Raw genomic sequence first — 12,919 nt, forward strand, 5'->3', positions numbered from 1 at the left:
GTCCGCGCCGCCGCCGTGGGCCATCTCCACCACACCGCGCCGCAGGTCCAGGGGTCGCCCGTAGTCGCTGCGCCTCATGCCTCGTCACCCCACGGCGCCCCCTCCCGGCCTCCCCCGCTGCGCGGGGGAGGAGGAGACGCGCCGCTTCCTCTGCCCCTCCCCCTGCCCCTCCCCCGGCACGGGCGTGGGGAGGGACGGGGAGGGGCGCTCCAGAGAACCCGAACGCCGCGCAGCGGCACCTTCGCCCCCCTCCCCACGCCCCTCCCCCTCCGGGGGCGTGGGGAGGGACGGGGAGGGGCGCTCCAGAGAACCCGAACGCCGCGCAGCGGCACCTTCGCCCCCCTCCCCACGCCACTCCCCCTCCGGGGGCGTGGGGAGGGACGGGGAGGGGCGCTCCAGAGAACCCGAACGCCGCGCAGCGGCACCTTCGCCCCCCTCCCCACGCCCCTCCCCCTCCGGGGGCGTGGGGAGGGACGGGGAGGGGCGCTCCAGAGAACCCGAACGCCGCGCAGCGGCACCTTCGCCCCCCTCCCCACGCCACTCCCCCTCCGGGGGCGTGGGGAGGGACGGGGAGGGGCGCGCTCCAGAGAACCCGAACGCCGCGCAGCGGCACCTTCGCCCCCCTCCCCACGCCACTCCCCCTCCGGGGGCGTGGGGAGGGACGGGGAGGGGCGAAACCGCCCGTACGTGTAATACGCCGCGCACGCCCCCTCGGAGGAGACCATGCAGGAGCCCACCGGCGTCTGCGGCGTGCACACGGTGCCGAAGAGGCGGCAGTCGCGCGGGTGGCGGGCCCCGCGCAGGATGGCCGCGCAGGCGCAGGCGCGGTGGTCCGGCACCGACGGCGCCTCCAGGGCGAAGCGGCGCTCGGCGTCGAAGGCGGCGTAGGCGGCCTTGATGCGCAGGGCGCTGTAGGGCACCAGCCCCAGCCCGCGCCACTCGAAGCTGCGCCGCAGCTCGAAGACCTCCGCCACCAGCTCCTGAGCCTTGCGGTTGCCCTCCGGACGCACGGCGCGGGCGTACTCGTTCTCCACCTCGGCCCGCCCCTCGTTGACCTGGCGCACCAGCATCCGCACCGCCTGCATCACGTCCAGGGGCTCGAAGCCCGCCACCACCACGGGCTTGCGGTACTCCTCGGCGAAGTAGCGGTAGGGCTCGGTGCCGATCACCGTGCTCACGTGGGCGGGACCGACGAAGCCGTCGATGGGCACGCGGCCGAACTCGCGCACCTCCGGCGCCTCGAGGATGGCCCGCATGGCCGAGGGCGTGAGCACGTGGTTGCAGAGCACCGAGAAGTTGGCGAGCCCCTCGGCGGCGGCCTGGCGGATCACCAGCGCCGTGGGCGGCGTGGTGGTCTCGAAGCCGATGGCGAAGAAGACCACCTCGCGCGCGGTCTCGCGCCGCGCGATGGCGAGTGCGTCGGCGGCCGAGTAGACCATGCGCACGTCGGCGCCGCGCGCCCTGGCCTTGAGGAGGCTGTCGCCGTCCGGGCCCGGCACGCGCAGCATGTCGCCGTAGGTGCACAACGTGACGCCCTCGCGTCCGGCAAGCTCGATCGCGAGCGCCACCCGCCCCACCGGGAGGACGCACACCGGGCAGCCCGGTCCGTGGATCATGCGGATGTTCTCCGGCAGCAGATCCTCCACCCCGTACCGGGCGATGGCGTGGGTGTGGCCGCCGCAGAACTCCATGAAGCGGTACACCCGGCCGGGGTCGGCCTCGCGCCGGATCGCCTCCGCGAGCCCCCGCGCCAGCCCGCCGTCGCGGAAGGCCTCGACGAAGCGCAGGGCGTCCGGGCGCGGGCCGCTCACGCCACCCCTCCCGCCTCGCCCATCTCGGCGAAGAGGGCCAGGGTCCGCTCCGCCTCCTCGGGGTCCAGGCGCGAGAGGGCGTAGCCCACGTGGACCACCACGTAGTCGCCCACCTCGATCCCCTCCACCAGGGCCACCGAGATGCGCCGCCGCACCCCGCCCATGTCCACCATCGCCTCCTCCCCGGGCAGCAGCTCCACCACCCGGGCCGGCACCGCTAGGCACATGCGAATCCCCCCTCCGGGACCACCGGCCCCGGCTCCATCCCGCGCCGCAGGGCGTCGCGCACGATCCACGCCTGCCCGAGGGCGAGCCCGCCGTCGCCCGCCGGCACCGCCCGCGCCTCCAGCACCGCAAGCCCCTGCGCCTCGAGCCGCGCGCGCAGCGCCGCGGCGAGCAGCGCGTTGGCCATGCAGCCGCCGCCGAGGGCCACCGTGCCGGCCCCCGCCTCGCGCGCCGCCGCCGCCGCCCACCGCGCCAGCGCCTCGGCCACGGTGGCGTGGAAGACCGCCGCCGCCTCCGCGTCCCGCGCCGGCCGCCCGGCGAGCCACTGGAGCAGCGGCAGCAGGTCGAGGCCCGCCGGGGTGGTGCGGAAGCCGTCCGGCAGCGGCGGCCGCGGCACCGCCCGCCGCGCCAGCGCCTCCAGCGCCATCGCCGCCTGCCCCTCGTAGCTGCTGTGAAGGCACAGCCCGAGCAGCGCCGCGGCGGCGTCGAAGAGCCGCCCGAGGCTGGTCGTCGGCGGGCAGCGCACGCCGCGCGCCAGCATCGCCGCCACCGCCTCCGCCGCCGGGCCCGGGAAGCGCCGCGCGATCTCGCCGCCGCGCCCGAGGCGATGCAGCACCGCCGCCGCCATCCGCCAGGGCTCGCGCGCGGCGGCGTCGCCCCCCGGCAGCGGCAGCGGCACGAGCGCCCCCAGCCTGCGCCAGCGCGCCCCATGCACCCACAGCAGCTCCCCACCCCAGGCCGCGCCGTCGGTGCCGAGCCCGACGCCGTCGGCGGCGATCCCCACCACCGGGCCCGCGGCACCGTGCTCGGCGCAGACGGCGCCCACGTGGGCGTGGTGGTGCTGCACCGCCCAGCAGCCGACCCCCAGCTCCGCCGCGAGCCGGCGGGCGAGGGCGGTGCTGGCGTAGTCCGGGTGCAGGTCGTGGACCACCGCCTCGGGCCGCACCGCGAGCACCCGCATCAGGTGCGTCGCCGCCTCGGCGAGGGCGAGGCGGGCGGCGCGGCTGTCGAGATCGCCCACGTGCTGGGCCGGGAAGGCCTCCTCGCCGCGGGTCAGGCAGGGCGCGTTTTTGAGGTGGGCGCCGAGGGCGAGCACCGAAGGGCCGCCGGCGCCGAGCGGGACCGGCTCCGGCGTCCACCCCCGCCCCCGCCGCAGCAGCCGCGCCCCGTCCGGCTCCGGCCGCAGCAGGCTGTCGTCGGCGCGCACGAGGATGACGCGGTCGTGGACGAGGAAGGCATCGGCGATGCCGGCGAGGCGCTCGCGGGCCTCCTCGTCGCCGATCACCAGCGGCTCGCCGCCCGGGTTGGCCGAGGTCATCACCAGCGCGAGCGGCAGCGGCCGCCCGAGCCACGCCGTCCCCTCGGGCCGCCCCGCGGCCTCGTGGAAGAGCAGATAGTGCACCGGGGTGTAGGGCAGCATCGCCCCGAGCCAGGCCACCCCCGGCGCGACACCGGCAAGCTCGGCGTCGCAGCCCGGGGCCTTGGGCAGGAGCACGATGGGCCGGCGCCGGTCCTCCAGCCAGCGCCGCCCCGCCGCGTCCACCTCCGCCCAGCGCGCGGCGGATGCGGCGTTGAGCACCATCACCGCGAAGGGCCGCGCCGGGCGGCGCTTGCGCGCGCGAAGCCGCGCCACCGCGCCGGCATCGTCGGCGCGGCAGGCGAGGTGATAGCCGCCGAGGCCCTTGACCGCGACGATGGCGCCCGCCTCCAGCAGCGCCCAGGCCGCGGCCACGGGATCGCCGCCCGTCTCGCCCCCGTCCGCGCCCACCAGCCGCAGGCGGGGGCCGCAGCGGGGGCAGGCGTTGGGCTGGGCGTGGAAGCGGCGGTTGCCCGGATCGCGGTACTCGGCGGCGCAGTCCGGGCACATGGGGAAGGCGGCCATGGAGGTCTGCGCCCGGTCGTAGGGGAGCGCCCCGGTGATGGTGAAGCGCGGCCCGCACTGGGTGCAGTTGATGAAGGGGTGGCGGTAGCGGCGGTCCGCGGGGTCGAAGAGCTCGGCCAGGCACCGGGGGCAGGTGGCGACGTCGGCCGGGATCCCGGTGCGCACCCGGCCCGGGCCGCTCGCCGCGATGACGAAGCCCTCGTGCCCCTCGGGCTGCGCCCGCCGGCGCTCCAGCGCCGCCACCGTGGCCAGGGACGGCGCCTCCGCCACCACCCGCGCGGCGAAGCGGTCGAGGGCCTCCCCCGCACCCTCGGCGTGGATCAGCACCCCGTCGCCGTCGTTGCGCACCCAGCCCGCGATGCCCAGCTCGCGCGCCAGGTGCCAGACGTGGGGCCGGAACCCGACCCCCTGGACGGATCCGCGCACGCGCAGCCGCTCCGCCCGCCGGGCGGGGGCGGCATCGGTCGCCGCGCTCAGCCCTGCAGCCGCCGCTCGATCCACGCGATCCAGGCCTCCATCCCCTCGCCGGTGCGCGCCGACAGCCGCAGGACCTCGATGCCGGGATTGACGCGGCGGGCGTGGTCCACGGCGCGCTCGACGTCGAAGTCCACGTGCGGCGCGAGATCCACCTTGCCCACCAGCATGAGCCGGGCGGCGGCGAACATGTCCGGGTACTTGAGCGGCTTGTCCTCGCCCTCGGTCACCGACAGGATCACCACCTTCGCCGCCTCGCCGAGGTCGAAGGCCGCCGGGCACACGAGGTTGCCCACGTTCTCGATGAAGAGGACGCCGCCGCGCGCGAGCGGCAGCCGCGCCATGGCGTGCCCCACCATGTGGGCGTCGAGATGGCAGCCCTTGCCGGTGTTGACCTGCACCGCGGGGACGCCGGTGGCGCGGATGCGGTCGGCGTCGGCGCTGGTCTCCTGGTCGCCCTCGATCACCGCCGCCGGCACCCGCCCCGCCAGCCGCCGCAGCGTCTCCACCAGCAGCGTGGTCTTGCCCGCCCCCGGGCTCGACACGAGGTTCAGCGCGAGCACCCCCAGCTGCGCGAGCCGCCGCCGGTTGGCCTCGGCGTAGGCGTCGTTCTTGGCCAGCAGGTCCTGCTCGATGCGCAGCATGCGCGCCGGATCCAGCCCCGGGGCGTGGGCATGCGCCGGCCCGTGGCCGTGCCCGGGTCCGTGGTGGTGGTCATGCCCGTGGGCCTCGCCCTCGATCCGCACCTCGCCCTCGCCGCAGCCGCAGACGCCGCACATCTCAGTCCACCTCCAGGTCCAGCACCCGCATCGCATCGCCCCCGCGCACGCCGAGGCCGTAGCCGCCGCAGCGCGGGCAGGGATCGTAGCGGTGCGCAATCTCCACCTCCGCCTCGCAGGCCATGCACCAGGCCCGCCCCGGCGGCTCCAGGATCTCCAGCGCCGCGCCCTCGGCGACGCTGCCCCGGGTCACCACGTCGAAGCCGAAGCGCAGCGCCTCCACCTCGACCCCGGCGAGCCGCCCCACCTCCAGCCGCACCCGTCGCACGCGGCGGAAGCCGTGCCGGCGCTGCTGCTCCTCGATGAGCTGCAGCAGGCTCTCGCACAGCGCCATCTCATGCATCGGCCTGCTCCATCCGCCACGGGACGCAGGGGTCCACCGCCGCCACCAGCCGCCCCGCCGCCGCCGGCCCGAGACGGGCCAGCGCCGCCGCCACCGCACCCCGCGGATGCAGGTTGCCCTCGGTGGGGGCGACGATGCGGTAGCGGCGGATGCGCCCGCCCGCAAGCGCCACCTCATGCACCAGCAGCCCCCGCGCCGTCTCCACGAGGGCCACGCCCCGCCCCGGTCCGAGCCGCCAGCTCGCCACCGCCTGCGGCCACGGCCCCTCCACCGCGAGGCGGGCGAGCTCCACCGCCTGCGCCAGCACCCGCGCCGCCACCCCGCCACCCGCCGCAAGCAGGCGTCGCCGCACCCCCGCCGCGGCGCGCTGCCGGGCCAGGGGCCCGCTCTGGGCGGGCACCGCGCCGCCGAGCCGCCGCTCGGCCTCGGCGCGCCCGAACCGCGGCCAGGCGGCCTCCGCCGCCGGCGGCGCCGCCTCCGCCTCCAGCGCCTCGCCCAGCGCCGCGAGGGGTCCATGCGCCGGCCATTCGCCGGTCCGCCGGACCGCCTCCAGCACCAGCGGTCCGCGCAGCCGCCCGGCCACGGCCCCCGCATCGGCCGCCTCCAGCACCGCCCGCGCCAGCGCCGCCTCCGGGGCGAGACCGAGCCTGCGCGGCCATGCCGCAAGCAGCGACAGCGCGAGCGCCCGCAGCCACTCCAGATGCTGCCGCGGGGAGGCCGGCCGCACCGCCCACGGCGCCCCCGCCGCGGCATCGCAGGCCGCGGCGAGCGCCACCCCCTGGCCCGCGCCGCAGACCGCGAAGAGCCGCTCCACCCGCGCCCGCGCCGCCTCCGGGGCGAGCCCCGCGAGCCCCCGCCCGCCGCCCAAGGGCGGGCAGTAGACGACGGGCTCCCTCGCCCCCGGCCGCACCACCAGCTCGCCTGCCGCCGGACCCGGCACCGTCCCCTCCCCTGCACGACCGGCATCCCCGGGATTCAAGAACGGTGCCACCCCCTGGACAGCCGCTGACCACCTGATGAAACAGCCCTTTCCACCTCGTCCCCGGCGGCAGACTGGATAGCATGCTTCCACCCGGCATGGCAATCTGAAAAACGCTCTTCCGCTCGCCGTCCAGCCGGGGCCGCGGTTTGCCGCCGCCCCCGCGGCGCGCTAGATTCGCCCCAACCCCACGGTGGAGAGGCCCTGCGCACCCATGACGTCGGCCCCGCTGCGCATGCTCTGGATCCAGTCGGGCGGGTGCGGCGGCTGCACCCTATCGCTGCTCTGCGCCGAACGCCCCGACCTGGAGCGCGCGCTGGCGCTGCACGGGATCGAGGTCCTCTGGCACCCGGCCCTGAGCGAGGCCACGGGCAGCGAGGCCGCAGCCCTCCTGGACGGGGCGGCGCGCGGCGAGACCGTGGTGGATATCCTCTGCGTGGAGGGCGCGGTCCTGCGCGGGCCCCACGGCAGCGGCCTCTTCCACCGCCTCGGCGGCGTTCCCGCCCGCCAGCGCATCGAGCGCATCGCGCGCCGGGCGCGCCACGTGGTGGCGGTGGGCACCTGCGCCGCCTTCGGCGGCATCAGCGCCGCCGGGGCCAACGAGCTGGAGGCCTGCGGGCTGCAGTACGAGCGGGAGGAGCCCGGGGGACTCCTGGGGGCGGGCTTCCGCTCGCGCGCGGGGCTGCCCGTGATCAACGTCGCCGGTTGCCCGACCCATCCGGGCTGGGTCCTGACCACGCTGGCGCTCATCGCCCGCGGCGAGCTGGGCGCGGGGGATCTGGACGAGCTCGGCCGCCCGCGCTTCTACGCCGCCCGCCTCGCCCACCACGGCTGCGACCGCAACGAGTTCTACGAGTTCAAGGCCAGCGCCGAGCGGCCCGGCCAGGGCGGCTGCCTCATGGAGCATCTGGGCTGCAAGGGCACCCAGGCCCACGCCGACTGCAACCTCCGGCTGTGGAACGGCGAGGGCTCCTGCACCCGCGGCGGCTACGCCTGCATCCGCTGCACCGAGCCGGACTTCGCCGACCCCGGCCACGGCTTCCTCTCGACCCCCAAGATCGCCGGGATCCCGGTGGGCCTGCCGCTGGACATGCCCAAGGCCTGGTTCGTCGCCCTCGCCTCCCTCGCCAAGGCCGCCACCCCCGAGCGGATCCGCGTCAACGCCCACGCCGACCGCGTCCTGGTGGCGCCGCGGACGCGGCCGCGCGCGGCCCCGGACGGGTCCGCGGCGAAGGCGCCGGGCGGGAGGCGGCGCCGGTGACGCGGCTCATCGTCGGCCCCTTCAACCGCGTCGAGGGCGATCTCGAGGTGCGCCTCGAGGTGGCCGAGGGCGTCGTGCGCAGCGCCCGCGTCAGCTCCCCCCTCTACCGCGGCTTCGAGCGCATCCTGCTCGGGCGCGAGCCCCTCGACGCGCTGGCCATCACCCCCCGCGTCTGCGGCATCTGCTCGGTGGCCCAGTCCATGGCCGCGGTCACCGCGCTGCAGGCGCTGGCCGGCATCGAGCCCCCGCCCAACGGCCTGCACGCCGCCAACCTGGTGCTGGCGGCGGAGAACCTCGCCGACCACCTCACCCACTTCTACCTCTTCTTCATGCCGGACCTGGCGCGGCCGGTCTACCGCGACCGCCCGTGGCACGGGTCCGTGGCCGCGCGCTTCCGCGCCGCCGGCGGCAGCGCCCGCCCGCCGATGCTGGCGGCGCGGGCACGGCTCCTGCACGTGGTGGGGCTGCTCGCCGGGCGCTGGCCCCACACCCTGGCCTTCCAGCCCGGCGGCAGCACGCGCGCCGTCGGCGCCGCGGAGCGCCTGCGCCTGCTGGAGATCCTCGCCGAGGTGCGCGCCTTCCTGGAGGCGGAGCTCTTCGGCGCGCCCCTGGAGGCGGTGGAGGCCCTCGACGGCGTCGCCGCCCTGCGCGCCCGGCTCGCGGCCGAGGGACCCGAGCGCTGCGACCTGCTGCGCCTGCTCGCCGCCGCGGAGGACCTCGGCCTCGACGGGCTCGGCCGCATCCGTCTGCCGCTCATGAGCTACGGCGCCTACCCCGGGACCGACGGCCCCCTCTTTCCCGCAGGTCTCCTGCGGGACGGCCGCCCCGAGGCCCTCGATCCCGACGCCATCACCGAGGATCACAGCCACGCCTGGCTGCGCCGCGGCGCCGCCCCGCTCCCGCCGGCGGAGGGGACCACCGAGCCCGACCCCGAGGCCCCCGGGGGCTACACCTGGTGCAAGGCGCCGCGGCTTGCGGGGAGCCCGGTGGAGGTGGGCGCGATCGCCCGCCAGGCCCTCGCCGGGCACCCCCTGGCGCTGGACCTGGTGCGCGAGGGGACCCACGTCCTCGCGCGGGTGCTGGGACGGCTCCTGGAGTGCGCCCGCCTGGTGCCGGCCATGGAGCGCTGGGCCCAGGCGCTGGAGCCCGAGGCACCCTTCATCGCGCCGGCCCCGTCCGTGCCGGACGGGCGCGCCGCAGGCCTGGTGGAGGCCGCCCGCGGCGGTCTCGGGCACTGGATCGAGGTCGCGGGCGGACGGATCCGGAACTACCAGATCGTGGCCCCCACCACCTGGAACTTCTCGCCGCGGGACGCCGCCGGGGTGCCGGGCCCGCTGGAGCAGGCCCTGGTCGGCGCCCCGGTGCGGCCCGGCGAGACCGACCCCGTGGCGGTGCAGCACGTGGTCCGCTCCTTCGACCCCTGCATGGTCTGCACCGTGCACTGAGGGGCCGCCGCTCAGGGCAGCAGCGCACCCCCCGCGACCCCCAGTTCCCAGACCATGCGGGCACCCAGCCCGAGGGTGAGGAGCCCGATGGCGGCCTGCACGCCGTTGTGGGCCCAGGTGAGGGCGCGGGCCGACCAGGCCAGCGGCACGCTCATGGCCGCCGAGAGCAGGCCCATGCCGAGGATGGAGCCGAGGCCGAAGACGGCCACGTAGAGGAGCCCGAGGGCGGTGCCGCCCACCGCCCCGGCGGCGAGCACCAGGAGCGCCGCCGAGCCCGCCATGCCGTGCATCATCCCCACCGCCAGGGCCCGCAGCGGCAGCCCCGCGGGGTGGCGGTGGACGTGGCGCGCGGGGTCGTGGGGCCCTGCCTCGCCGCGGTGGGCGTGGGCGTGCAGGTGCACCCGCCCGTCCTCGTGGGCGTGGGCGTGGAAATGGACGCGCTCGCGCACGAGCCGGCGCAGGACGTCGAGGCCGAGGAGCACGAGCATGACCCCCACGGCGAGCTCCAGACGCTGCGCCGTCTCCTCGGTGAGCGTCGCCCCGCCCGCCAGGACCGCCACCGCCACCGCGAACAGGGTCAGCGTGTGGCCGACCCCCCACAGTACGCCCTTCCACACCGTCTCGCGCCGGCTGGCGCTGCCCGTGGCGAGCGAGGCGACGGCGGCGACGTGGTCGGCCTCCACGGCGTGGCGCATGCCGACGAGAAAGCCGAGGGCGAGGACGTGGACGAGGCTCACGCGCCGGCCTCCGCCCGGCGCGCGCAGCGCCCGAGCCCGAGGAGGCCGCGGCGCCCGGGATCCGGCGCCGGCGCCTCCTGCGCCCCCTCGGGCGCGCGCAGCAGCAGCTCCATCACCTCCGCCGCCGTGCGCTCGGCGGTCTCCGCGTCCGGGAAGCAGTGCACGGGCGAGGCCAGGGAGCAGAAGAGGTAGCGCCCCACCTCCTCCACCTCGCCCGCGGTGAAGCGGTACGCCCCGGAGGGGAAGCGCAGGGTCACCCGTTCCCCCGTCGCCGCCTCGGGCAGGGGACGGGTGCCGTCCGAGAGGACCATGAGATTCATGAACCAGGGCGTCACCAGGACCCCCACCCAGCGCCCCGCATCGGCGAGACGGCGAAAGCCCACCGCCCTGACCCGCAGGGCCGGGTTCACCAGCGGCAGACCCTGCATGGACTCGCGGTGGATGCGCTCGAAGACCCGCTCCAGCAGCGGCCCGGGCCCACCGACGCTACCAGCCGACGGCTCCATCCGGTGCCTCCCCGCCCTCCCCGAGGAGGGCCTCGATCTCCGCCAGGGCCTCACGGGCCCGCTTCGGCTCCACCTTCTCGTAGGCGAAGCCCCCCGCCTGCACCAGCACATAGTCGCCCGGCACCACCGGCGCGTCGAGCAGCAGCAGGCTCACCTCGCGCCGCCGGCCGAAGGCCTCCACCACCGCGGTGCCCTCCCCGACGGCCACCACCTGCGACGGCACGGCGAGGCACATGGCGCTCAGGCCGCGCGATGCACCGGCTCGCGCCCGAGACGGCGCAGCTCCGCCACCACCTCGGCCAGCGCCCGCGGCAGCGCCTCGCGCACCGGCTCCGAGAGGGCGAGCCCCGTCTCCAGCGAGGCCGGCACCACGCCCACGAGGGTGAGCCCGCGCGGCGTCTGCTCGCACAGCGCGAGCGCCGCCAGCACGTCCGAGAGCCCGAGCTGGTGCGGCGAGATGGGGCCGCGGAAGTAGGCCCCCACGGCCTCGTCCCGCAGCACCAGCACGCACCCGGGCGGGCCCTCGGCCTTGACGGCGTCGATCACCACCACGTGCTCGCGCCCCGCCATGAGGTCCAGGAGCTCCATCCCCGCGGTGCCGCCGTCCACCACCTCCACGTCGGCCGGCAGCACCCAGTCCCGCTCCAGGGCGCGCACCGCGTGCACGCCGAGGCCCTCGTCCGAGAGCAGCAGGTTGCCGATGCCGAGGACCAGGACCGCCACGGCTCAGCTGACCTTGACCTGCACCGCGCGCCCCGTCGCCGGGTCGTGCAGGTGCACCGCGCAGGCCAGGCAGGGGTCGAAGCTGCGCACGGTGCGCAGCACCTCCAGCGGCTGCTCGGGATCCCGGACCGGGGTGCCCACCAGGGCCGCCTCGTAGGGGCCCGGCTCGTCATCGGCGTTGCGCGGCGCGGCGTTCCAGGTGGTGGGCACCACGCACTGGTAGTTGCGGATCTTGCCGTCCTCGATCACGACCCAGTGGGAGAGGGTCCCGCGCGGGGCCTCGTGGAAGCCGAAGCCGCGCACCTCGCCCTTCGGGAAGGACGGGGGGTTGAAGGTGTCGTGGTCGCCACGGGCGATGTTGTCCATGAGCAGCCGCCACTGCGCCACCAGGTTGTCGTAGAGGATGGCGGTGCGCACCACGCGCCCGGCATGCCGCCCGAGGGTGGAGTGCAGCGCCGAGAGGGGCACGTCCTTGCCGGTGAGCGCGGCGACGGTCTGCACCAGCTCGCCCACGTAGCGGCGCGCGCCCTCGTGGCCGGCGGCGTACATGCACAGCACGTTGGCCAGCGGCCCCACCTGCGCGGGGTCGCCGCGGAAGGTGGGCGACTTGATCCAGGAGTACTTGCCCTCGTCCTGGAAGTCCGTGTACTGCGGCTCGGTGCGCCCCTCCCAGGGGTGCAGCGGCCCCTCGTCGCGGTACCAGGCGTGCCGGGCGGCCTCGGCGACGCTGTCGCGGAAGGCGGCGTCGCCGAAGCTGCGGATGGGCGTGAAGCCGCCCTCCAGGTCGGCGCCGCGGATGTAGCCGCCCGGCATGGCGAAGCGGGTGCCCTTGCCGTCCAGGGGCAGGTCCGGCACCGAGAGGTAGTGGGTGACGCCGCTGCCGTGGCCGGCCCAGTCCAGGTAATGGGCGGCCACCACCGCGACGTCCTTGAGGTAGACCTGATGGATGAAGTCGTGCAGCCGGTCGATGGCGGCCTTGATGAGCATCAGCCGCTCGATGGTGAGCGTCGACTGCGAGTCCGGGTTGATGGGATTGGCCACGCCGCCCACGGCGAGGTTCTGGATGTGCGGCGTCTTGCTCCCGAGGGTGGAGACGATCTTGTTGGCGATGCGCTGGTACTCGAGCGCCTGCAGGTAGTGCGCCACCGCGATCAGGTTCACCTCGGGGGGCAGCCGCATCTCGGGGTGGCCCCAGGCGTGGTTGGCGAAGACGCCGAGCTGGCCGCTGGCGACGAAGCCCTTGAGCTTGTCCTGGACGCGGCGCATCTCGTGGACGCTGTTGCCGGGCCACTCGGAGAGGCTCTCCGCAAGCTGCGCCGCCTTGCGCGGATCGGCCTTGAGGGCCGAGGTGATGTCCACCCAGTCCAGCGCCGCCAGGTGGTAGAAGTGCACGATGTGATCGTGGATGCCGTGCGCGGCGATGATCATGTTGCGGATGTACTGGGCGTTGAGCGGCACCTCGAGGTCGATGGCGTTCTCCACCGCACGCACCGAGGTGATGGCGTGCACCGTGGTGCAGACGCCGCAGATGCGCTGGGTGAAGATCCATGCATCGCGCGGATCGCGCCCGATCAGGATCTTCTCGATGCCCCGCCACATCTGCCCCGAGGCCCAGGCCTTGACCACCCGGCCGTCCTTGACCTCGCAGTCGATGCGCAGGTGTCCCTCGATGCGCGTGACCGGATCGATGGTGATGCGAGTCGACACGTTGTGCTCTCCCCCGATGAAGACGTGGAACCGCCCCGTCCCCGGCC

At 76.2% G+C, this 12,919-nt stretch carries 13 protein-coding genes; 2 read left to right on the plus strand and 11 right to left on the minus strand.

All coding sequences use genetic code 11. The features are described 5' to 3' along the window. Positions 1-74: 74 nt before the first annotated feature. The 6 genes from hypD to EDC57_RS08610 are packed head-to-tail and all read right to left on the minus strand — an operon-like array spanning position 75 to position 6,454. Positions 75-1,811 carry a hydrogenase formation protein HypD gene (gene hypD / locus EDC57_RS13360; protein ID WP_342768979.1) on the minus strand — a complete coding sequence of 579 codons (1,737 nt, stop codon included), beginning with the start codon at positions 1,809-1,811 and terminating at the stop codon, positions 75-77. Then, positions 1,808-2,038, minus strand: coding sequence for a HypC/HybG/HupF family hydrogenase formation chaperone (locus tag EDC57_RS08590; RefSeq protein ID WP_123401454.1), 231 nt, complete (start codon positions 2,036-2,038; stop codon positions 1,808-1,810). The genes hypD and EDC57_RS08590 overlap by 4 nt, the downstream gene beginning before the upstream one ends. Beyond that, positions 2,029-4,344, minus strand: coding sequence for a carbamoyltransferase HypF (gene hypF / locus EDC57_RS08595; protein WP_245995195.1), 2,316 nt, complete (start codon positions 4,342-4,344; stop codon positions 2,029-2,031). Before hypF ends, EDC57_RS08590 begins: the two co-directional genes overlap by 10 nt. A 47-nt stretch (positions 4,345-4,391) precedes the next feature. Next, a complete protein-coding gene (gene hypB / locus EDC57_RS08600) occupies positions 4,392-5,171 on the minus strand; it encodes a hydrogenase nickel incorporation protein HypB (protein WP_123401455.1) in 780 nt (259 codons plus the stop codon). Position 5,172: 1 nt separating this feature from the next. Beyond that, on the minus strand, positions 5,173-5,514 hold the full coding sequence (gene hypA / locus EDC57_RS08605; protein WP_123401456.1) for a hydrogenase maturation nickel metallochaperone HypA: 342 nt from the start codon (positions 5,512-5,514) through the stop codon (positions 5,173-5,175). Next, complete coding sequence (locus EDC57_RS08610; protein WP_123401457.1) at positions 5,507-6,454, minus strand: hypothetical protein; 948 nt, start codon at positions 6,452-6,454, stop codon at positions 5,507-5,509. The genes hypA and EDC57_RS08610 overlap by 8 nt, the downstream gene beginning before the upstream one ends. Positions 6,455-6,707: 253 nt before the next feature. Here EDC57_RS08610 and EDC57_RS08615 point away from each other — a divergent pair, with 253 nt between their 5' ends. Both EDC57_RS08615 and EDC57_RS08620 read left to right on the plus strand, forming a co-directional pair. Continuing rightward, complete coding sequence (locus EDC57_RS08615; RefSeq protein ID WP_123401458.1) at positions 6,708-7,754, plus strand: NADH-quinone oxidoreductase subunit B family protein; 1,047 nt, start codon at positions 6,708-6,710, stop codon at positions 7,752-7,754. Beyond that, positions 7,751-9,199 (plus strand): nickel-dependent hydrogenase large subunit, encoded by a 1,449-nt coding sequence (locus EDC57_RS08620; RefSeq protein ID WP_123401459.1) that lies wholly within the window; start codon positions 7,751-7,753, stop codon positions 9,197-9,199. The genes EDC57_RS08615 and EDC57_RS08620 overlap by 4 nt, the downstream gene beginning before the upstream one ends. A gap of 11 nt (positions 9,200-9,210) precedes the next feature. Here the strand turns inward: EDC57_RS08620 and EDC57_RS08625 are convergent, their stop codons facing one another. Genes EDC57_RS08625 through EDC57_RS08645 form a run of 5 tightly spaced genes read right to left on the minus strand, consistent with a single transcriptional unit; the run spans position 9,211 to position 12,872 of the window. Next, positions 9,211-9,936 carry a HoxN/HupN/NixA family nickel/cobalt transporter gene (locus tag EDC57_RS08625; protein WP_211331942.1) on the minus strand — a complete coding sequence of 242 codons (726 nt, stop codon included), beginning with the start codon at positions 9,934-9,936 and terminating at the stop codon, positions 9,211-9,213. Continuing rightward, the gene (gene hybE, locus EDC57_RS08630) at positions 9,933-10,442 is read right to left on the minus strand and encodes a [NiFe]-hydrogenase assembly chaperone HybE (protein ID WP_170165084.1); all 510 of its coding nucleotides are present in this window, start codon (positions 10,440-10,442) and stop codon (positions 9,933-9,935) included. Before hybE ends, EDC57_RS08625 begins: the two co-directional genes overlap by 4 nt. Further along, positions 10,423-10,677, minus strand: a complete 255-nt coding sequence (locus EDC57_RS08635; protein ID WP_123401461.1) for a HypC/HybG/HupF family hydrogenase formation chaperone — start codon at positions 10,675-10,677, stop codon at positions 10,423-10,425. Before EDC57_RS08635 ends, hybE begins: the two co-directional genes overlap by 20 nt. A gap of 5 nt (positions 10,678-10,682) precedes the next feature. Continuing rightward, positions 10,683-11,165, minus strand: coding sequence for a HyaD/HybD family hydrogenase maturation endopeptidase (locus EDC57_RS08640; protein ID WP_123401462.1), 483 nt, complete (start codon positions 11,163-11,165; stop codon positions 10,683-10,685). A 3-nt stretch (positions 11,166-11,168) separates the two neighbouring features. Continuing rightward, a complete protein-coding gene (locus EDC57_RS08645; protein WP_123401463.1) occupies positions 11,169-12,872 on the minus strand; it encodes a nickel-dependent hydrogenase large subunit in 1,704 nt (567 codons plus the stop codon). Positions 12,873-12,919 lie beyond the last annotated feature (47 nt).

It is taken from the genome of Inmirania thermothiophila, from assembly GCF_003751635.1.
Lineage (GTDB): Bacteria > Pseudomonadota > Gammaproteobacteria > DSM-100275 > DSM-100275 > Inmirania > Inmirania thermothiophila.